The following is a 19,840-nucleotide window of genomic DNA, read 5'->3' as shown; positions in this document are numbered from 1 at the left end:
TTCGGGTCGTTAGCTCAGCTGGTAGAGCAGCGGACTTTTAATCCGTTGGTCGCAGGTTCGAATCCCGCACGGCCTACCAAGAAAACACGAAAATGCCCCGGCTTCGGCTGGGGCATTTTCGTTTCCAGGCCGCGACCTGCTCGATCGGCGGCGCTTCACCCCTCTCGCTCCGATCCTGCCCGCCTCCGCCAAAGGACGTCCCGCCATGCACATCTGGGTCGATGCCGACGCCTGTCCCGTGGTCATCAAGGACATCCTGTTCCGCGCCGCGGGGCGCACCGGACTCCCATTGACGCTGGTCGCCAACCAGTTCCTGCGTACGCCGCCGTCCGCCCTGATCCGCATGATCCAGGTTCCAGGCGGCTTCGACGAGGCCGACAAGTACATCGCCGCGCACGTCGCGGCGGGCGACCTGGTGGTCACCGCCGACATCCCGCTCGCCGCCGACGTGGTGGCCAGGGACGCCCACGCGCTGTCGCCGCGGGGTGAGCTCTACGGCAAGGAGAACATCCGCGAGCTGCTCGACATGCGCAACTTCATGGACACGCTGCGCAACACGGGCGTGGAGACCGGCGGGCCGGCGGCATTCGGCGCCGCGGACCGACAGGCGTTCGCAAACCGCCTGGACCGCCTTCTGCTACGCATGACTTGAGGAGCGCGGGCGGGCGGAGGACAAACCCACGTCTGGACCCGAGGCTGGAAATCGGGTATAGTTTATGGCGAATATTTTCCCGGATCGGCATGTACGCGTTCAATCCGGAACGTGGCACGCGAAGTGCCGCAACTTCATCGCAACTCCACCCTTTCCGGCAGCGATCCCGAGCGCCCCGCGTACGCTCCACCCTCTCGCCTTCACTGCCCGTGCCATGCATTCAACCGCGGGCACGCCACTGCAACACCCCTTAACGGCCCGCCCACGACGCGCCGCTTGTATCCGGCTCATGCTGCGCCACCGCATGACGTACACCAGATTCAAGCTTGCCGCTGCGGAGCGAGCCAAACCGGTGCCGCGCACACGCCGGCACCGGAAAACGACAAGGAGCCTGAACATGGCCAAGGAAGAACTCATCGAAATGCACGGATCCGTCACCGAGGTGCTGCCCGACGGCCGCTACCGCGTGACGCTGGACAACGGTCACAACCTGATCGCCTACTCGGGCGGCAAGATGCGCAAGCACCACATCCGCATCATCGCCGGCGACAACGTCTCACTCGAGATGTCGCCCTATGACCTGAGCAAGGGCCGGATCACGTTCCGCCACCTGCCGGGCCGCCCGGCTGGCGCTGCCGCCTCGCCGCCCCCGCGCCGCCGCTGATTCCCGCCCTACCCCGCTGAACGCGGGCTCACCCGGCCTCATCCGCCCTGCCGAAGCACGGCAGGCGGGCGAAGGTCATCGCATCGACAGGGCGGCTGAACAGGTAGCCCTGGTAGGCACTACAACCGAGCGCGCGCAGGATGTCGAGTTGCGCCTCGGTTTCCACCCCCTCTGCTGTGGTCGTGAAGCCCAGGCTGCGCGCCATGGCGATCGTCGCCGTGACAATTGCACGATCGCTGTCGTCGGTGGCAATGCCGTGCACGAAGCTCTGATCCACCTTCAGCTTGCCGATCGGAAAACGCTTCAGGTAGGCGAGCGACGAGTAGCCGGTCCCGAAGTCATCCACCGCCAGCGCCACTCCGATTGCGCGCAGCAGCCGCAGCATGCGCACCGCCTGCTCGACATCGTTCATCAGCGCGGACTCGGTGATTTCCAATTCAAGGCGATCCGCCGGCAGGCCCGTCTCCCTCAGCACGTCCGCCACCAGACTACCCAGATCCCGCTCGTGGAACTGGCGCACCGACAGGTTGACCGACACCACACCAAAATCCAGCCCGGCGTCCAGCCAGGCACGCGCCTGTTGGCAAGCCTGGCGCAGCACCCAGGCGCCGATCGGCACGATCAGACCGGTCTCTTCCGCCAGCGGAATGAAGCGGTCGGGCCGCACCAGTGCCTCGCCCGGCGGCTGCCAGCGCAGCAATGCCTCGGCGCCGATGCGCCCCCCTTCCAGGCTCACCAGCGGCTGGTAGTGAATCAGCAGTTCACCGCGCTCCAGCGCCCGGCGCAGCCCCATCTCCATCTGCATGCGTTCGCTGACCGCGGCCGTGAGTGAGCTCGAATAGAAGCAGAAGCTGTCGCGACCGCGCGCCTTGGCCTGATACAGCGCGGCATCGGCATGCTGGATGAGCCCGGTGGCCGTGTCGCCGTCGTCCGGGTACAGACTGATGCCGATGCTCGCGCTGACGATGACCTCCTGGCCATCGGCGACGCGGAACGGATTCTGCACCAGTTGCGTGAGCTTGCTGGCGACGCTGGCGGCCGCGTCGGCGGACTCGAGATCCTCGATGACGACGAGGAACTCGTCTCCGCCCAGCCGCGCGAGCGTGTCCTCGTCGCGCAGACCGCCGCGCAGGCGGGCCGAAACCGCCTGGATGAGCTCGTCCCCCGCAGGATGCCCCAGGCTGTCATTGACGTTCTTGAAGCGATCGAGATCGACGAACAACACCCCGACCTTGCTGCGATGGCGGCGCGCCTGCTCGATCGCGTGCTCCAGCCGCGACTGCACCAGCAGCCGGTTCGGCAGATCGGTCAAGGGATCGTAGTGGGTCAGGTGCTCGAGCTGCTGCTCCGAGCGCTTGAGCTGTGTGAGGTCGGTGAACACACCCACGAAATGACTCGGCTCGCCGGCCTCGTCGCGCACCGTGCTGAGCGTCAGCCATTGCGGATACACCTCGCCGTTCGCACGCCGGTTCCAGACCTCACCCTGCCAGTAGCCCAACGTCTTGAGCTTGGCCCACATCGCCTGATAGAAGGCACGATCATGACGCCCCGAGCGCAACAGGCCGGGATTGCGACCGATCACCTCTTCGGCACTGTAACCGGTGATCTCGCTGTAGGCCGGGTTGACCGCGACGATGCGCGGCTCGAGCGTGGTGATCACCACCCCGTCGCGCGTACTCTCGAACACCGCCGACGACTGCCGCAGCGCCGCCTCGGCACGCACCTTCTGCACCGCCAGCCCGGTGATGCGGGCGAACTCCTCGACCAGATCGAGTTCGTCCTGGTCAGGCGCGTGGGGCGTGGCGTGGTAGCTGGCGAAGGTACCCAGCACCTGGCCGCTGGTGTCCTTGAACGGCACCGACCAGCACGCCCGCAAGCCCGCGCGCGCGGTCACTTCCTCGAAGCCCCGCCAGAACGGATGCTGCGCGATGTCCTCGACGATCACCCGCCCGCCGCGGAACGCAGCGGTGCCGCACGAGCCGCGCCCCTCGCCGATCTCCAGGCCCTCGACCGCCGCGTTGTAGAAATCCGGCAACCTGGGCGCCGCAGCCACATGGAGCCGCCCGCTGTGCGCGTCGAGCAGCAGGATCGACACCCGCATCTCCGGCACCAGATCCTCCAGGCTGCGCACAACCATGTCGAGAATGGAGGACAGCGGCTGGCTGGCGACCACGCCATCGAGCACGGCAGCGCGCGCGCAACGCAGTTGCTCGGCCCGCCTGCTCGCGGTGATGTCGGTCCACGCGCCCGCCACCTCCAGCGCTTCGGCAGCCCGCCGTGGCACCACGCGCAGTTCGTCGCGCACCCAGATCATCCGTCCATTCCGGCAGCGGAAGCGGTACTCGTGACTCAACTGGCCGTCCTCGATCAGGCGAGCAGAATGTGCGAGGACATCGTCGCGCATCACCGGATCGAGGTTTGCGGCCCACCAACCCGGCGCCATGGTCTCTGCTGCGGTGTAGCCCGTGAGGCGCTCGATGTTGTCGCTGAACCAGGTCGCCACCAGCGCCCCGTCGACCATGCGCAGGCCGTAGAGCACGGTGGAGCCGGTCGCGAGCAGGCGTCCGAGACGCTCGGTGGTCATGCGCAGTTGCACACGCTCGCGGGCAATGACGGCCTGGCGGTGCACCTTCTCGAGCGTGGCAGGGAGCTCGTAGAGGTAGGCGTCGTGGCGGACGAGATAGTCGTCCACACCCTCGTGCGCGGCGCGCGTGATCAGCGCCTCGCTGCACTGATCGGCGAGCAGAACCACCGGCAAGGCAATGCCGCGCTCAACGCGCAGGATGTGGGCAAGTTCGAGACCCTCCCCATCGGGCAGGGCATGCGAGATCAGCAGCAGATCGACCGGCGGCACCTCGTCTGCGGGCAGGCCCGCGAGCGCCTCGGCGATCGTATGTGCGATGTCGACATGGATGTTGGGCGTGTTGCGCGCCAGGCAATCCCGCACGCTGGCGATCTCGGCTTCATCCGCGTCGACGAACAGCACGCGCACGGTCGCGCCCATGAACGCCTTGCGCCGCAGCTTGCGTTCGCGCGCCTCGCGCAGGATGCGGGGCAGGCGCTGGAGGTAGTCGCCGTGCTTGGTCAGGTAGTCGTCGGCGCCCGCACGCAATGCCGTCAGGGCACACTGGTCGTTGCCCAAGCCGGTGAGCACCACGACCGGGAGCGCCAGGCCGCAACTGCGCAGCCAGCTCACGAGCTCGATTCCGCTGCCATCGGACAGATGAATGTCAGTGGCGAGCACATCGGGGAGTTCGGCGCACTGGAGCGCCGCCTTCACCTCGGCGATCGTGGTCGCAATATCCAGCTCGATCCACGGTGCCACGCGTGCCAGCACCCGTTGCGCGAGCTCGGCGTCGGCCGGGTTGTCCTCGACGTACAGTACGCGCAGCACCGACAGGTCATTGTTCATCGCGTGCGCACCAGCCCGATGCCGACACCTCCGTCACGCCCCCACCCCAGCGGCGCACAGTTGATCGACACTTTGCCCCGAGCGCAGACAGGCCGGACCGGGGTCCGGCTGACAGGCGCAGCGGGCAGAGTGGGCAGAACGAGGAGCACAAGACGCATGGACGACCCAAAGCGGGGATTTACGTTAGCAAGATGTTACTTTATCGCGAGCCATGCGGAACGCGTTGAAGCATACGACGGTCATGAACAGGCGGCATCCGTGCCCACGACGATGCTCACAATGCAGCCTGCAGCGGCTGCCCAGAATCCGACAGAGGAGACCCGAACGATGAAGAACATGGATACAGAAACCGACCGCCAGCAGTTCGACAGCCTGCTCCCTGCAGCCCGCCTCGACCGTCGCGGCTTCGTCACCACCCTTGCCGCCGCGGGCTTTGCGCTTGCCGTGCAACCGGTGCAGGCAAGCACCGCGATCAGCACCGAGGCCACCGGGCTCAGCACCGGCGACGCCAACATTGCGGTCGAGGGCGGTGCGCTGCCGGTGTACTTCGCCCGCCCCGCCAGCGGAGCAAAGCTGCCGGTGGTGCTGGTGGTGCAGGAGATCTTCGGCGTGCACGAGTACATCCGCGACGTCTGCCGCCGCCTGGCGCACCAGGGCTACCTCGCGATCGCGCCCGAACTCTTCTTCCGCCAGGGTGACCCGCGCACGATCGAGAACGTCGGCGAGATCATCCAGGGCATCGTCTCCAAGGTACCGGACGCCCAGGTGATGGCCGACCTCGACGCCTGCGCCACCTGGGCCACAACCCAGGGCGGCGACCCGGACTGGCTGGCAATCACCGGCTTCTGCTGGGGTGGCCGCGTCACCTGGCTGTACGCTGCCCACAACCCCAGGGTCAAGAGCGGCGTGGCCTGGTACGGCCGCGTCGACGGCGTACCGTCCGACATGACGCCCCAGCATCCGATGGACATTGCCGACGCCCTGCATGCCCCGGTGCTTGGCCTCTACGGTGGGCAGGACCAGGGCATTCCACTGACCGATGTAGACATGATGCGCGAAGCGCTGGAGAAGGCCGGCAGCCGCAGCACGATCCACGTCTACCCGGATGCACCGCACGCCTTCCATGCCGATTACCGCCCGAGCTACCGCAAGGCAGAGGCCGAGGACGGCTGGAAACGCATGCTGGAATGGTTCGCCCAGCAGCGCAGCTGAGCACCATTTCCACGGGCGCCGCGCCCAGGCGCCGCCCGTGGAGCCGCTCTCATGGACTCCCGGGCGGTATCCGGGCCGTATCGCTGGCGAAAGACCCGAGCCTGCCGGCGTCCTTGACTGCAACGACGGGGGCGCCTGCAGTGACGGCGGCCTGCACCACGCCAGTACCCGCCACCCAGCCGAAAACCAGGCCGGAGATGATCGCCAGCACGGTGCTCAGCCATCGCCACCAGGGTCCGCGCATGTGTCCTCCGTACGTCGCACGGGCGGCACTTGTCGCCCGCAGTGTCCGGTTGGACGGCGGCAGGCAGTCAGCGTTCCGGAGAATCCGCTTCCGCTGCCGATCGCACGGCCAAATCCGCTGACGGCGAGCCGGAAGCCTGAAGAGGCAGCTCGGCCAGCAAGCGCGACGCAACCAGGCCATTCACGAGGCCAAACACCACCGCAGCCAGGGCAAACACCGGCAACAGGTAGAACACTCCGTCATGCGGCACCAGCCACAGCCGCGCCACCACCAGCTGCGCGCCGATGTGCGCGAACGCCGCGAGGATGCTGTGACTCACCGGGCCGAACCAGCGTGCCGGCAGATGCATCGCCATTCCCAACACCAGCAGACTGGCGAGCGCCCCGGACAGACTGAGGAAAAAACCCGGTGCGAAGAACTGGCCGAGCAGCAGGCTTCCCGCAAGCACGCGCAGCAGCGACACCCACACCGCCTCGCGCCAGCCCCAGCGCGCAAGCACAACCAGTGTCACGATGTTGGCCAGCCCGGGCTTGACCCCGGGCAGCGGCAACGGAATCGCCGCTTCGGCCACCGTGAGCACGATCGCCGCCGCCGCATGGCGGGCGATGCGGCGGTCCTCCACGGTGGGCGTCAGCTCAATAGTTGAGGGAGTCATAGGCGGCAGCGCGGCCGGTGAGGCTGAGGCTGACTTCGTTGGGCGCGCAGATCGCCACCGCGCCGGCCTGTGTCAGCCAGCCCTGGCGCACGCAATACTGCCGCGGCCCGGGATCCGAGGCGACGCGCGCGCGTCCGGGCTGGATTTCGATCACGGTAACGCCGAGTGGGCCGGGCACCTCGATCAGGCGCTCGCGCGTGAGATCGGCCTCGGCCACCACCCGCCCGCCAGCGCGCACCACCGCGCCATCCGGCACACCGCCCTGCCACAGGTTCAGCACCGCATACACGCACACTGCGAGGCCAAGGGCGACCACGACGATGTCGCCCGGTCGCAGCAGCGCCCGCCACTGGGCCACATCGAACTTCACGTTGCCGTTCCACCCCCGGCCTCGTGGCTACCGGCAGCGCGATCTGCCGCGCGGCGGGCCGCCGAGCGATGGCGCACGATGACTTCGAGCTGATCGCGAAAGTGGTCGGCGAGCCACTCGGCGAGATACACCGAGCGGTGCTGACCGCCGGTGCAGCCGATTGCCACCGTGAGGTAGCTGCGGTTATCACGCAGGTAGGCGGGCAACCAATTGGCGACGAACTGACGGATGTCCTGCGCCATGCGCTCGACCTCCGGAATCTTCTCCAGGAACTCGATCACCGGCTGGTCGCGTCCGGTCAGCGGGCGCAGCGTTGGGTCATAGTGCGGGTTGGGCAGGCAGCGCACGTCGAACACCAGGTCGGCGTCGAGCGGGATGCCGTACTTGAAGCCGAAGGACTCGAACATCAGCGTCATGCCCTCGGTCGAGGCCATCTGGATGAAGTCCTTGACCCAGGCACGCAGCGTGTTCGGATGCAGGTCGCTGGTATCGATGCGATGACCGAGTTCCGCGATGCTCTCGAGCGCCTCGCGCTCGCGCTGGATCGCCTCTTCCAGGGTGACGTCGTCGATGGCAAGTGGATGTCGGCGGCGGGTTTCGGAAAAGCGGGCGATCAGTGCATCGTCGCGCGCCTCGAGGAAGATGACGCGCAGGTCGCGCACGGTCGCGCGCAGCGCCTCGACCTGCTGCGGCAGGGCTGCGATGCTCACGCCGGAACGCATATCCACCGCCACCGCGACTCGCCGCCAGCCCGCGCCGCGCAGGTGCGCCACAAGCTGCGGCAGCAGCGCTGCGGGCAGGTTGTCCACTACGTAGTAGCCGGCGTCTTCCAGCACGTTGAGCGCGATGCTCTTGCCCGAGCCCGACAGGCCACTGATGAGTACGATCTGCATGGGTCCTTCGAATGTGAAACGCCCGCCGACACTATAGCGCAGCGTCGGCGGGCGGGGCTTCGCAAGCGGGTCTTGCTGCCCGCGGGGTCGATCAGGCCTTGCGCTTGTCGGCGATCTTCTCCCACAGGTCGGCGTTCTTGATGCCCAGCGGACGGGGATCGAACTCGGGCTCGGCGCGACCGCGCGCCTGCTGCGCCTCGTAGTCCTTCAGCGCCAGCAGCGCCGGCTTCTGCAGCACCAGGATCGCCACGATGTTGAGCCACGCCATGATGCCGACGCCGATGTCGCCCAGGCCCCAGGCGAGGTCGCTGGTGCGCACGCAGCCGTACAGCGCGGAACCGATCAGCGCCACGCGCAGCACGAAGATCAAGGCCTCGGAGCGCAGGTTGCGAGTGAGGTAGGCGAGGTTGGTCTCGGCGATGTAGTAATACGCCAGCACCGTGGTGAAGGCGAAGAAGAACAGCGCGATGGCCACGAACACCGCGCCAAAGCCGGGCAGCACCTGCTCCATCGCCGCCTGCGTGAAGCCGGTACCCGCGGCGATGTTGGCGAGGCCGGTGAACACCTGCTGGCCGTCCGCGCCAGTGACGTTATAAGTCCCGGTGATCAGGATCATGAACGCGGTCGCCGAGCACACGAACAAGGTGTCGACATACACCGAGAAGGCCTGCACCAGGCCCTGCGCGGCCGGGTGCGGCACCTCGGCCGCGGCGGCCGCGTGCGGGCCGGTACCCTGGCCGGCTTCGTTCGAATACACACCGCGCTTGACGCCCCACTGGATCGCCAGGCCAATCATGGCGCCGAAGCCAGCCTCGATACCGAAAGCCGAGGACAGGATCAGGCCGATGACCTCGGGCACCTTCTCGACGTTGAGCGCCACCACCACCGCCGCCGCCAGCACGTAGCCGAGCGCCATGAACGGTACGACCACCTGGGTGACCTGGGCGATGCGGCGTACGCCGCCAAAGATGATGAGGCCGAGCAGGATCACGATGATGGTGCCGGTGACGGCCGGCGCCACGCCGAATGCGTTCTCCATGCCAGCGGCGATGGCGTTGGTCTGCACCCCGGGCAGCAGCAAGCCGCAGGCGATCATGGTCGCGACCGCAAACACGATCGCGTACGTGCGCCAGCCCAGGCCCTTCTCGATGTAGTAGGCGGGACCGCCACGGTACAGGCCGTGATGCTCGGTCTTGTAGATCTGGCCGAGCGCGGATTCGATGTAGGCGGTAGCGGCGCCGAGGAAGGCGACCATCCACATCCAGAAGATCGCGCCCGGACCGCCGAAACCGATCGCCGTGGCGACACCGGCGATGTTACCGGTACCGACCCGCCCCGACAGCGCGATGGTCAGCGCCTGGAAGGACGACACGCCTGCGGCCGAACTCTTGCCGCGGAACATCGCGCGCACCATCTCGCCCATGTGGCGCACCTGCATGAAACGGGTACGAATCGAGAAGTACAGACCTACCAGCAGGCACAGATAGACAAGGGCGGGACTCCACACCCAGCCGTTGATCCAGTCGACGGTTTGTTGCATGAAGGTACATCCGGGAAAAGTAAGGGCTTGATTGTATCCGCTTGTTGCAGATCAATGAAAAGCCTTCGTTCTCGGGAGGGGCCTGAAGCAAGACCTGTTCAGGGTGGAGGAAACTAATGGCGCCATGCCGGCTCGCGAGGGCTGAAGAACGCAAACCATCCACTTCCGAACAGCACGAGCAGGAGCCCGCTCCACAGCAGGGAGAGGAACGGGAAGACCTTCACGACAACGATCACTTCCGCTCCGCCCTGGCGGTCCGCAAGCGATTCGACCACCGCGGCCGGAGAAACCCAGAACTGCACTGCACTCGCCCAACCCTGGTCGATGAGCGGTTGCAGCAGATAGCCCGGCGCTCCCATGTGACGAGCATAGCGATAATCCAGCAGTTCGCAGACCTGGCGCAGGGGACCGTCGTAACGCTCTGGCGGCGCGCGTGAATCCCGATACAGGGTCTGCCCGTCCAGTACCTCGCCCGCCGGGCTGCGTACCTCGATCGCGGTCAGCGCCTGAACCCCGTTCGACGCGTTGACGCCGCCATCCCGCACGGAGGAGACCCGAACGTCTGCAATCCGGAATGCATAACCGTGACGAGCCTGCGCCCAGCCTGTCTGCGCGCCGTCGAAGCGAATCTCGTGCTGTGTGTAGCTGTTCAGCGCAGTTGCGAGGAGTCCACCCCACAGCGCCAACGCGACGCCGACATGAATCGCCGCCAACGGGATAGCCGTCGCGAGGCCCTTGCGACCACGCTGGCGCAGGACGGTCGCCGCCCAGGCGATGCCACCAAGCGCGAGGTAGGCTCCGCCGACCAGGCTCGCATCGAACAGCGGCAGCACGGCCACGATCTGCTGCGACAGGATGCCAGCGCCCGCATAGGACTTCGTCATCGGCCCGCCCCATGCGGCAGTGGCCCACATTGCCGCCAACGCCAGAGGTAGCGAAAGGTGTCCCGCACCCTTGGAGATCCGGCGAAAGAAGTACCAGCCGCCAACGAGCCCAAATCCGGCCAGGGGCAGCAACAGTCCGCGCGCGAGCACATAGCCGTCCACATCCCACTGCTCGAAAGCTGCACGCAGGGCAGCCAGCTCGGCGCCGGTCGTGAGGTTGCTCAGCATGGCGAGGAAAGGCTTGTATTCCTCCGGCCGCGGCAGCTCCAGCGCGCTCGCGGCGAATGCAAACAACAACTGCCCGGCCGCGGCGACCGCGGCGCCCAGGAAGCAGAGCTGCGCCAGCCACAGGCCCAGTCCGGACGACCGCCGCTCCGTCGCGCACGGCAGCCCCGCCCCAGCGCGCCAACCTGCGATTGCGCAACCGACTGCAGCCAGCAGCAGCGCCGTTCCGAGGATGACATGGCTCACCCAGGAATCGGCACCGACATATCGATGCGAACTGGCGAGCATTGGATTGCGCGTCACCGCCATGACGAGTGGCACGGCGGCCGCAGCGAGCGCGCCAGCCCACGGCATCGCTCGCCAGTGCCGGCGACCCACACCCCATCCCCCCACGCCGTGCAGATGCGCGCCCAGCAGACACCACAGGCAGAACACCGCGGTCTGCACGGGATCCCAATGCCACACCTGCCCGTACATCGCATCCTCGAAGGCCCACAGCATCCCGAAACCGATGCCCGCGGTGAGCACCATCCAGGCCCGGCGTGCTCGCAGGCGTGCGAGGGGCGGCCACGGCGTCGATAGCCCACGCAGGGCTTCGAGGGCGGGCGCGGCAAGCGACAGTGTCCACGCGTAGGCCGCCAGCACCAGCGGCGCGTGGAACAGCATCCAGGGCTTCATCAGGTGCGCGTTCATGCCCTGAGACGGCGACTGCGCCAACCACTCAGCCGGAGTCGCGGCGAAGGGCGCCAGCCACAGCGCGGTCACCCCGTACCAGGTGGCGATCACTGCGAAAACAGACAGGCGGGACGGATCGCGCACGGCACGCACCTCCGCGGCAGCGAGACTCAGGCAGCAGGCGGCGAGCAGCAGCGTGGTGCCCTCATCCCCACCCCACAGGTTGGCGATTTTCAGGTGCAGGGGCAGTTCGGTACTGCTGTACAGCCAGACGTAGCGCAGCACGAAGTGATCGTGGGCGAAATGCCAGCCCAGCGCGAGCACGCAAGCCCACGTCAGTGTTGCCGCCAGCGTCAGCATGGTCCTGCGGCCGGGCGGTCGGAACGCAGCATGCGCGGCCAGCACAGCTGCTGCGGCAAGCGCGACTTGCCCCAGTGCCGCCCAACTCGCCACCAACGCCGCCGCCAAGGCGGTGACCGCCAGGCTCAGCAGGGCAGGAGGCGGCGCAGACATTTCAATTCACCTCCGCGCGCAGCACTTCCGGGTAGTAACACATGAAGCCGGTGGCGCAGTGGGCCTCGGACGGCCGCAATTCCATGGCAAAGCGCCGCACGGCTGTGTCGTCCTCACCTCCGCACACACGCTCGAGCACCGACTTCACCATGCGCACGCTCGCCAGTTTGCGCGCGGTCGGCGCCTCGCGTCCGGCGATCTTGATCGCCGCCACCCGCCCGCGCCGCAGCGCCGGCACGGCGCACAACCCGCAAGGGCCGTAGGGCAACCCTTCCGGCGTGGTGCTGAAGCCGCAGGAGAAGCGGTACCACAGCCAGCGCTCGTAAGACTCATCGTTTTCCCGCAGGCGTTCGAGCAGCCCGGGCGACAATGCGCCGCCATCGCGGCGACGATAGCGGTACTGGTAGCGATCGAGACAGATCGGCCCACCGAGTTGACCGGGGAGATGGATCGTATGGCAGGCGCCCTCCTCGAAGATGCAGCCGTCGTTGAGCACGAAGGCCTCGATCTCGATATCGGGCACCTCGGCCGCAATCGCTGCGGCTTCGGCGATGGTGACGTCGCGCGGCAGGATCAGACGGCACGCGCCCAACTCGCGACATAATCGCGCCGCGCCGGCGTTACGGCAGGTCGCCACCGAACTGACGTGAACCCGAAGCCCGGGAAGCCGTGCCGCGAGCGATTGCACCAGACCAAGGTCACTGACGATCAGTGCATCACCACCGAGTTCAGCGAAGCGCTCTGCAACTTCCGTCGCGGCCTCGCCCTGGGCGGCGGAATAATGCTGGGCGTTGAGGACCAACGAGAGGGTCGAGCCATGTGCATGAGCGAGTTCGATCGCGCTTGCCAGGTCCTCGTAGCGGGTCAGATTGCCCGACGGCCGGCGATTGACACTCAGGGCATGGAAGCGCCCAAGCCATTCGGGCGGCATCATGCCGCAGTAAAGTTCGCTGGCGCCCGCCTGCGCGAGCAGCGCCACTTCGGCCACGCGGGAAATCGGGGCAACGATCCTCATAGCGGTTCTCCCGGAACCACCAGGCGGGCGACTCGACCGCGGCCGACAGCATGTCGCAGGACGCGGGCCATCGCATCCGAATGCCGGCTGAACAAGGTATTGCCCACCTGCACCGTGGCACAGGCATCCCCCCTGCCCGGCCGCTCGGCCACGGCCGACAGGCGCAGACACTCCTTCTGGCAGCGACGACCGACAGCGAAGCGCTCCGGCCCCGTCATCGACAGTGACCCCGCCCGACACATGCGGCCCTTGGCAACGTAGACGTAGGGCAGATGCACGCCCGCGGGCAACGGCAGGTCATCGAGCGCCTCATCCTCCGCGAACACCGGCATGTCGATCTCGAGCCGGCGGATACCGAGGCGCTCGAACAGGCCGCGCATGGCGGGCGCCTCCAGGCCATGGCCGCAGCGTCCCGCCCAGCGCGCGTCGAGGCGCGGGTCCTTGGTCATGCGGCACAGCACGCGGCCAGCAACCGGGCGCAGCGCGGGAAAGCGCGTGGCCAGCTCGTGTGCGACGCCCCAGTCATTCACCACCACCTCGGCCCCGGCGGGCAGCATCGGCAACAGCCGGGCGAGGTGGGCGAGCACATCGGGCGAGGCAAGCGGCGTGAGCAGGGCCAGGCACAGCCCGGCTTGCTCCGCCTGCCGCAGCGCCTGATGCAGGCTGCGGGTCGAGGGCAGCAGGTGCTCGCAAAACTCGCTGCCGAAGTGAACATGCGTGGGCTGCAGGGGCGCGAGCCAGGCGGCCAGGTCCGTGTCGCCATGCAGGCGGAACCAGTGACGTTCGCGCTCGGCGGGCGTCGCCGTTGTCCACTCGAGCGCGACGGCATGAATCGCGCTCACTGCCAGTTCGGGGGCATTCATATGCGCATTCCAGGCGGCCTTGGCAGCCGCCGACAGATGGTCCGGACCATCCATGGCGCGCGGCGCGGGCCCCCGGCGCCGCGCGCCATGGATCACAGGGCCATGATCACCGACTTGCTTTCGGTATAGAGGTCGAGCACCGCGCGCCCCATCTCGCGACCGATACCGGACTGCTTGTAGCCGCCGAAGGGCATGGAGGCGTCGAGAATGTTGTGGCAGTTGACCCACACCGTTCCCGCCTTGATCTTCGGCACCAGACGATGCACACGCGACAGGTCGTTCGACCAGATGCTGGCGCCCAGACCGAACGGGGTGTCGTTGGCGCGGTGAGCCACCTCATCGAGATCGTCGTAGGGCATCGCGACCACCACCGGACCGAAGATCTCCTCTCGCACCACGCGCATGTCGTCACGGGTGTCGACCAGCACGGTGGGTTTGACGAAGTAGCCCTCGCCCTCGCCTGCCGCACCGCCGGCCAGCGCACGCGCCCCTTCCTCGAAACCGCTGCGGATGTAGCCGAGTACGCGCTGTTGCTGGACCGCGGAAACCAGCGGGCCGATCTGCGTTGCGGGGTCGATGCCGGCACCGAGCTTCATGCCTGCGGCGATCTCGGACAGGCCCTCGACAACGCGCTCGAAACGACTCTTGTGCACATACAGGCGCGAACCGGCGCAGCACACCTGACCCTGGTTGAAGAAGATCGCCTGCGCCGCGCCCGCGGCCGCCACCCCCGGATCGACATCGTCGAGCATGATCACCGGGCTCTTGCCGCCGAGCTCCAACGACACCCGCGTCATGTTGTCCAGCGCGGCCTTGCCGACCAGCTTGCCGATCTCGGTCGAGCCGGTGAAGGCCACCTTCTCGATCCCCTTGTGGGACGCCAGCGCCGCACCTGCAGTGTGGCCGTGGCCGGTCACCACGTTGAACACCCCGGCAGGATAGCCCGCCTGCTCCATCAGCTCGGCAAAGCGCAGCGCCGACAAGGGCGTCTCCTCGGCCGGCTTGAGTACCATGGTGCAGCCGGAGGCGAGCGCCGGACCGGCCTTCCACGCCAGCATCAGCAAGGGGAAATTCCACGGGATGATTGCGCCCACCACGCCTACGGGTTCCCGCCGCGTGAAGCCGAAGAATTCACGGTCACGCACGAGCGGGACCGATACCTCCATCGTCGAGCCTTCGAGTTTGGTCGCCCACCCCGCCATGTAGCGCAGGAAATCCACCACCAGGGCCAGATCGACCGCGCGCGCCATGGTCACCGGCTTGCCGTTGTCGAGCGCCTCGATCTCGGCCAGCTCCTGCGCGTTCACCTCGACCAGATCGGCCAGGCGCAGCAACAGGCGCTCGCGATCGACCGGTCGCATGCGCGGCCACTCGCCCTGCTCGAAGGCCTTGCGTGCTGCGGCGACGGCACGGTCGATGTCCGCTTCCTCGCCCGCCGGCACGCTGGCGAACACCTGCGCGCTGGCGGGGTCGATCACCTCCAGTCGGCCGCCGCCTACCGCATCCACCCACTCGCCCCCGATCAGCATGCGCTTGGGCTGAGCCAGGAAGCGGCGTGTGTTTTCGCTGATCAGTTCGCCCTTGTATCGATCCATCTCTTGTCTCCGACTACTTATGTACTGGTGTGGGAAAGGCGTCGCCGCCGTCAGAAGTTGTAGAGCAGCACCGCCTGCAGATAGACGTTGCGGCGATCGTTGCCCTGCAGAGCCTGCACGTCCCCGCCGCGCGGCTCATAGATGCCGACGAGCGGCACGAAGGTGAAGTTGTCGTTGATCTGCCAGAACGCGAACAGGTCGATCTCGCGCCCGTCGAGGTCGGGTGCGTCGCCAATGGACTTGATGTCCCAGTACTGCACGGTCACCGACAGGTCCGCGCGCGGCGTCACGGTCAGCTCCAGGCGGTCCAGCTTGTTGCCGCTGTTGGCCGGGCCGGCATAGTTGGCGGCGACCTCGCCCTGGAACCAGGTACCCAGGCCACGACTCAGGCCGAAGAACAGCGGGTCGAAGGCTTCGTTACGGTCGGTCCCGCTTTTGTCGGCCGAGAAGCGCGCATGGCGGTAGTTCAGCGTCGGGCTCCAGGGCAGGTCGGCGAAGGTCCAGCCGCCCTCCACGTACCAGGCGTCGGCATCGTTCTTCACCGCGGTGCTGCCGCCGCGCTGGTCGACGTACTCGAAGGACAGGAACAGGTTCTCCACGCCGAGGCTGCCCTGGCCGCGCACGCTGGCGATTCGCATGCCATCGCGCTGATTGAAGATGCCGAGACCTGCGTCCTGATCAACGTCAAGGACCTTCATCCAGCTCAGACCCAGGGTGCCGTGCGTCTCCGACACGTACTCCACGTTCAGGCCACCGAGCTCGGTGTCCTGGTGGTAGGGGTTGTCCGACTGCAGCCAGAAGGCGTCGCCGCGCAGGGGGCCGTGCGGATCAACGCGCAGGATGGCGGTATTACCGAAGCTCTTCTTCGCCGCCAGGTAGTAGGCGCCACCGCGGTCCACATCGACACCGAGCACATCGAGCCCCTTGCCGAGGTTGATGCGGTCACCCGCGATCAGGAAGCCGTCGCCGAGCTGGAACTGCTGGCGGCCGAAGGAGAAGTCGAGCAGGCCGCCGGCGCTGCGCCAGCCGAGATAGGCGTCCTCCAGATCGACGTCGCGTTCGCGACCGTTGGTGTAGCCGCCGGCGTCGCCGTCGCCCCAGGTACCCTGGGCGATCGCGCCCAGCCCGCCATACAGCTCACCGTTGCCGGCGCGGGTCTTGCCGACCAGCACCCCGTGCACGAAGGCCTCGCGCCACTGCTTGCCGCCCTCGGTCAGGTAGTCCTCGCGGGTCGAGAAGGCGCCTGCCATGCCGTCGACGTTGAGGCCCAGGGTGGTGCCGTCGCGCTCGTAGAAGTCGGCGGCGTGTGCGCTGCCCAGCGTGGCGAGCCCCGCGAGCACGGCGGCCAGGGTTGTGTGAATGCGCATGATGTTCGTCTCCTGATTGATTTTTTTGGCGCGCGGGGGCCCTCGGAGCCGGTGAAGGCCCCGATGAACACCCCGCGACGCGGGTCAGCGAATCACTGGTCGGGAAAGCGCGTTCAGCGCACGAAGACCTGCCCGGTGCCGAGCGACATGTCCCCACCCGGCAGCTTCACCTGCCCGACCTTGGCCAGCGTGTCGGCATCGTGGATGGAGATGTCGTTGAAGGTGCCGGTGAGGTACAGCCGGCTACCGGCCTGGTTGGTCAGCAGGGTGTAGTAGGTGTGATCGAGCTCGGCCGCCTGCACCAGCTTCTGCTGCGCGATGTCGTACTTGGTCAGGCGGTGCAGCAGGCCGTAGATGACGTTACGGTCCTTCGGCGAGCGCATGCCGGTGAAGTAGATCTCGGTCAGCGGCCCGAACTCGCGTGCCTCCGTATCACCGCTCTTCAGGTCCACGTTGAGGAAACCGTACTGGTACTCCGCCGTCGCCATGTCCTGCTTCTCATCCTGGAACTTCGCCGTGGTGTAGAGGATGGTGAAGTCCCGCTGCGGCGTCTGCACCGGCCAGATGTAGAGCACATCGAGCGGCGCATGCGTGGGCCGCTGCCAGTCGCGGATCGGCAGCGCGACCGTCATCTCGCCGGTCTTCACATCGACCTTGTAGATGTTCGGGCCAGCCAGATAGATCGTCCCGTCGTCGCCCGCCTGCATGATGTTGGCCTGGCGCGGGGCCGGGAACACGCGCACCGGCTTGGCCTCCAGACCCCCACTGGTGTCGTAGACCGCAAAGCGTGGCTCGCCTACGCGGTAGTGGTCGCGGTTGATCATCGTCGGGTTCTGTACGGCATACAACTCCTTGCCATCAGGACTGACGGTGAACGACGCGATCGACTTCGCACGTTCGTTCTCGACCTGCGACATCTCGGCGCGGAAAGTCACCTTGCAGGTATCGAGTTCGACGCCGTAGATCGTGCCGAAGCGGTTGTTGAGGACGTAGGCGGTGCGGCGGTCGGGCGAAATCTGCGTCGTGCCGGGACCAAAGGCGTCCGGCAACGCGCAGGTCTTGTAAACACGCTCGGTAGCCAGATCGACCACGTTCAGGTTGTTGGGGTAGTTGGCCACCATCAGGTATTCGCTACCCGACTTGAGTGCCAGCGATTCGTTGGCCGCCACGGCGGGGTTGGCTGCAGCGACGGGCAAGGCGCCCGCCGCCAGGCAGGCGGCCGCGGCCGCGGTGCGGCACAGCGCGCCGCCGATCATCGATTTCTTCATGTCCGCCCCCTTACAGCTTGTCGCCCGGGAAGACCGAGCCGAGATTGCGCCAGTCTTCCTTGGAGTTCATCGCGTCCTTGTTCCAGTCCGGATAGGTGTTCATCACATCCGGCACCTGCGCCGGCCACCAGCACGGGTCGGCACAGCCATAGAGATCCGATTCCATCGGCTGACACAGCGACGACACCCCACCGAAGGCATCGACCTCCCAGCCCGGGTCCACGGTCGCCGCGCAGCCGGCGATGGCGCTCATGGCCACCACTTCCTCGACCCGGTTCTCGCTCACCGCCTTGTCCAGCAGCCGCGCCTTGTTGTTGATCGCTTTCAGATGTTTCATGACGCACTCCTCGGGGTAATGTGCTGTTCGATGAAGGCCGGGTTGCCGGCCATGATGCGGCTGTAGATTTCGATGCCGAAATCGACCCAGTCGCGCATCAGATCGCAGTAGTGGTAGGTGGGATGTGCGGGATCGCCATAGCGCGCGTAGCTCTCGTGGTAGCAGCCGCCCGAGCACAGGTTGCGGATGCGGCAGCTCGCGCAGCCGGTATCGGTCCGATCCAGGCGCTGCGACAGGAAGTCCCCGAGTTGCTCGCGCTTGATGCCGTTCTTCACGTCACCGAAAGTCGGCAGCGTGGAGCCGGTGAAGCGGTGGCACAGGTTGAGCTCACCCTTGTAATCGACCGCCAGCATCTTCAGGCCGGCACCGCAGGGCAGCGCCTTCTTGTGGCCTTCATGCAGGTCGGTGATCAGCTGGTGCATGTTGGAGAAGCCGATGTTGCGCCCCTCCAGCGCCGCTTCCAGATAGCGCGCGCCGAGCCGCTTCAAGCCCGCGAACACCTCGACCAGTTCCTCGTTGGTGAGGTTGAAGGTGCTGATGTCACCGGAGGTCACCGGCGCGAAGCCCACTTCGGCAAACCCGAGTTCGTTGAACAGGTGATCCCAGATGCGCTCGACCTCGGTCGTGCCGCGGGTCAGCGTTACCCGCGCCCCGACCGGCCGCGCGGTGTAGCGGGACAGCAGGCGCTCGGCCTTGCGCCGCACCGTCTCGTAGGTGCCCTGGCCGCCGACCGTGAGCCGGTTGCGGTCATGGATTGCCTTCGGACCGTCGATGCTGATCGACAGGCCGAAGCGGTGGGCGTTGAGCCAGTCGATGGTCTCGTTGGAGAGCAGGGTCGCATTCGTCGTCATCACGAAGTCGATCTGCTTGCCCAGCTCAGGGAAGCGGGCCTCGCAGTACTCGACCACCTGCTTGATCAGGGGCAGGTTGCTGAGCGGCTCCCCACCGAAGAAGACGACGTTGTAGCGCGGCTCGTCGGGCGACTCGCGCAACAGCATCTCGATCGAGTCACGCGCAGTCTCGAAAGCCATCTTCTTCCCCGCCGAAGGCTTGTCGAGGTCTTCCTTGTAGCAGTAGGTGCAGCTCAGGTTGCAGCCGGTGTTGACGTTGAGCACCACCGTCGTGAGCGGGAAGCGCTCGAAGGTGTGCGCCAACGCCTTGGCACCGGCAGGACGCCCGTCATCGACAAGCTCGAGCGCGACCAGGTCGCGGATCGTGCCGGCGACTTCATCGGCATCGAACTCGCCGCGCAAACCGTCGATCAGCGCCTCTGCCGTCAGGCTCTGGCGGCGAATGCGGTCAATCAGGGCCTCGGTCAGCGGGTCGAGCGCAAACAGCGAACTGCTCGGGATGTGAAACAGCATGCGCGTGTCGTCGACGCACAGCTCGTGCAGATTGTTCTGCACCAGATTCAAGACGGCTCCCATGGGGGCCTCCTTTCGTGTCGGGGTTGCGG

General features: G+C 66.8%; 16 protein-coding genes and 1 tRNA gene. 4 read left to right on the top strand and 13 right to left on the bottom strand.

Annotated elements, in window-relative coordinates:
- The first annotated feature begins 3 nt into the window (after nt 1-3).
- The 3 genes from RBT54_RS00730 (at nt 4) to infA (ending at nt 1,316) form a co-directional block, all read left to right on the top strand.
- Nucleotides 4-79, top strand: a tRNA-Lys gene (locus RBT54_RS00730).
- 126 nt (nt 80-205) lie between these two features.
- Nucleotides 206-652, top strand: coding sequence for a YaiI/YqxD family protein (locus RBT54_RS00725; RefSeq protein ID WP_320363096.1), 447 nt, complete (start codon nt 206-208; stop codon nt 650-652).
- Between the two features lie 397 nt (nt 653-1,049).
- Entirely contained in the window at nt 1,050-1,316 is a 267-nt protein-coding gene (gene infA / locus RBT54_RS00720) for a translation initiation factor IF-1 (protein ID WP_320363094.1), read from the top strand.
- Nucleotides 1,317-1,344: 28 nt separating this feature from the next.
- On the opposite strand, the gene RBT54_RS00715 is transcribed toward infA, so the two are convergent.
- Nucleotides 1,345-4,728 carry an EAL domain-containing protein gene (locus tag RBT54_RS00715; RefSeq protein ID WP_320363092.1) on the bottom strand — a complete coding sequence of 1,128 codons (3,384 nt, stop codon included), beginning with the start codon at nt 4,726-4,728 and terminating at the stop codon, nt 1,345-1,347.
- 327 nt (nt 4,729-5,055) lie between these two features.
- On the opposite strand from RBT54_RS00715, the gene RBT54_RS00710 reads away from it, so the two are divergent.
- The gene (locus tag RBT54_RS00710; RefSeq protein WP_413788409.1) at nt 5,056-5,940 is read left to right on the top strand and encodes a dienelactone hydrolase family protein; all 885 of its coding nucleotides are present in this window, start codon (nt 5,056-5,058) and stop codon (nt 5,938-5,940) included.
- A 311-nt stretch (nt 5,941-6,251) separates the two neighbouring features.
- Here the strand turns inward: RBT54_RS00710 and RBT54_RS00705 are convergent, their stop codons facing one another.
- The 12 genes from RBT54_RS00705 to peaB form a co-directional block, all read right to left on the bottom strand.
- Nucleotides 6,252-6,764, bottom strand: coding sequence for a Gx transporter family protein (locus tag RBT54_RS00705; protein WP_320363302.1), 513 nt, complete (start codon nt 6,762-6,764; stop codon nt 6,252-6,254).
- 55 nt (nt 6,765-6,819) lie between these two features.
- On the bottom strand, nt 6,820-7,209 hold the full coding sequence (locus RBT54_RS00700; RefSeq protein WP_320363090.1) for a NusG domain II-containing protein: 390 nt from the start codon (nt 7,207-7,209) through the stop codon (nt 6,820-6,822).
- Nucleotides 7,206-8,102: an RNase adapter RapZ gene (gene rapZ, locus RBT54_RS00695; protein ID WP_320363088.1), complete on the bottom strand. Its 897-nt coding sequence runs from the start codon at nt 8,100-8,102 to the stop codon at nt 7,206-7,208. The genes RBT54_RS00700 and rapZ overlap by 4 nt, the downstream gene beginning before the upstream one ends.
- 91 nt (nt 8,103-8,193) lie before the next feature.
- Complete coding sequence (locus RBT54_RS00690; RefSeq protein ID WP_320363086.1) at nt 8,194-9,642, bottom strand: alanine/glycine:cation symporter family protein; 1,449 nt, start codon at nt 9,640-9,642, stop codon at nt 8,194-8,196.
- Between the two features lie 113 nt (nt 9,643-9,755).
- A complete protein-coding gene (gene ccsA, locus RBT54_RS00685) occupies nt 9,756-11,939 on the bottom strand; it encodes a cytochrome c biogenesis protein CcsA (RefSeq protein WP_320363084.1) in 2,184 nt (727 codons plus the stop codon).
- 1 nt (nt 11,940) lies between these two features.
- Nucleotides 11,941-12,954, bottom strand: coding sequence for a U32 family peptidase (locus tag RBT54_RS00680; RefSeq protein ID WP_320363083.1), 1,014 nt, complete (start codon nt 12,952-12,954; stop codon nt 11,941-11,943).
- Entirely contained in the window at nt 12,951-13,817 is an 867-nt protein-coding gene (locus RBT54_RS00675; RefSeq protein ID WP_320363081.1) for a hypothetical protein, read from the bottom strand. The genes RBT54_RS00680 and RBT54_RS00675 overlap by 4 nt, the downstream gene beginning before the upstream one ends.
- A gap of 92 nt (nt 13,818-13,909) precedes the next feature.
- Nucleotides 13,910-15,412 (bottom strand): aldehyde dehydrogenase family protein, encoded by a 1,503-nt coding sequence (locus RBT54_RS00670; protein ID WP_320363079.1) that lies wholly within the window; start codon nt 15,410-15,412, stop codon nt 13,910-13,912.
- A 50-nt stretch (nt 15,413-15,462) separates the two neighbouring features.
- Nucleotides 15,463-16,779 carry an alginate export family protein gene (locus RBT54_RS00665; protein ID WP_320363077.1) on the bottom strand — a complete coding sequence of 439 codons (1,317 nt, stop codon included), beginning with the start codon at nt 16,777-16,779 and terminating at the stop codon, nt 15,463-15,465.
- Nucleotides 16,780-16,892: 113 nt separating this feature from the next.
- Nucleotides 16,893-18,047: a quinohemoprotein amine dehydrogenase subunit beta gene (gene peaD / locus RBT54_RS00660; RefSeq protein ID WP_320363075.1), complete on the bottom strand. Its 1,155-nt coding sequence runs from the start codon at nt 18,045-18,047 to the stop codon at nt 16,893-16,895.
- A gap of 10 nt (nt 18,048-18,057) precedes the next feature.
- The gene (gene qhpC, locus RBT54_RS00655) at nt 18,058-18,384 is read right to left on the bottom strand and encodes a quinohemoprotein amine dehydrogenase subunit gamma (protein WP_320363073.1); all 327 of its coding nucleotides are present in this window, start codon (nt 18,382-18,384) and stop codon (nt 18,058-18,060) included.
- Nucleotides 18,381-19,811: a quinohemoprotein amine dehydrogenase maturation protein gene (peaB, locus tag RBT54_RS00650; protein WP_320363071.1), complete on the bottom strand. Its 1,431-nt coding sequence runs from the start codon at nt 19,809-19,811 to the stop codon at nt 18,381-18,383. The genes qhpC and peaB overlap by 4 nt, the downstream gene beginning before the upstream one ends.
- Nucleotides 19,812-19,840 lie beyond the last annotated feature (29 nt).

It is taken from the genome of Thauera sp., from assembly GCF_034003485.1.
Taxonomy (GTDB): domain Bacteria; phylum Pseudomonadota; class Gammaproteobacteria; order Burkholderiales; family Rhodocyclaceae; genus Thauera.
The sequence above is the reverse complement of the archived record's forward strand: the minus strand, read 5'-3'. Positions and strand labels throughout refer to the sequence as shown.

Coding starts and splice junctions, on each gene's coding strand:
- RBT54_RS00725 (WP_320363096.1), top strand. CDS start 206: ATGCACATCTGGGTCGATGCCGACGCCTGTCCCGTGGTCATCAAGGAC.
- infA (WP_320363094.1), top strand. CDS start 1,050: ATGGCCAAGGAAGAACTCATCGAAATGCACGGATCCGTCACCGAGGTG.
- RBT54_RS00715 (WP_320363092.1), bottom strand. CDS start 4,728: ATGAACAATGACCTGTCGGTGCTGCGCGTACTGTACGTCGAGGACAAC.
- RBT54_RS00710 (WP_413788409.1), top strand. CDS start 5,056: ATGAAGAACATGGATACAGAAACCGACCGCCAGCAGTTCGACAGCCTG.
- rapZ (WP_320363088.1), bottom strand. CDS start 8,102: ATGCAGATCGTACTCATCAGTGGCCTGTCGGGCTCGGGCAAGAGCATC.
- RBT54_RS00690 (WP_320363086.1), bottom strand. CDS start 9,642: ATGCAACAAACCGTCGACTGGATCAACGGCTGGGTGTGGAGTCCCGCC.
- ccsA (WP_320363084.1), bottom strand. CDS start 11,939: ATGTCTGCGCCGCCTCCTGCCCTGCTGAGCCTGGCGGTCACCGCCTTG.
- RBT54_RS00680 (WP_320363083.1), bottom strand. CDS start 12,954: ATGAGGATCGTTGCCCCGATTTCCCGCGTGGCCGAAGTGGCGCTGCTC.
- RBT54_RS00675 (WP_320363081.1), bottom strand. CDS start 13,817: ATGAATGCCCCCGAACTGGCAGTGAGCGCGATTCATGCCGTCGCGCTC.
- RBT54_RS00670 (WP_320363079.1), bottom strand. CDS start 15,412: ATGGATCGATACAAGGGCGAACTGATCAGCGAAAACACACGCCGCTTC.
- RBT54_RS00665 (WP_320363077.1), bottom strand. CDS start 16,779: ATGCGCATTCACACAACCCTGGCCGCCGTGCTCGCGGGGCTCGCCACG.
- peaD (WP_320363075.1), bottom strand. CDS start 18,047: ATGAAGAAATCGATGATCGGCGGCGCGCTGTGCCGCACCGCGGCCGCG.
- qhpC (WP_320363073.1), bottom strand. CDS start 18,384: ATGAAACATCTGAAAGCGATCAACAACAAGGCGCGGCTGCTGGACAAG.
- peaB (WP_320363071.1), bottom strand. CDS start 19,811: ATGGGAGCCGTCTTGAATCTGGTGCAGAACAATCTGCACGAGCTGTGC.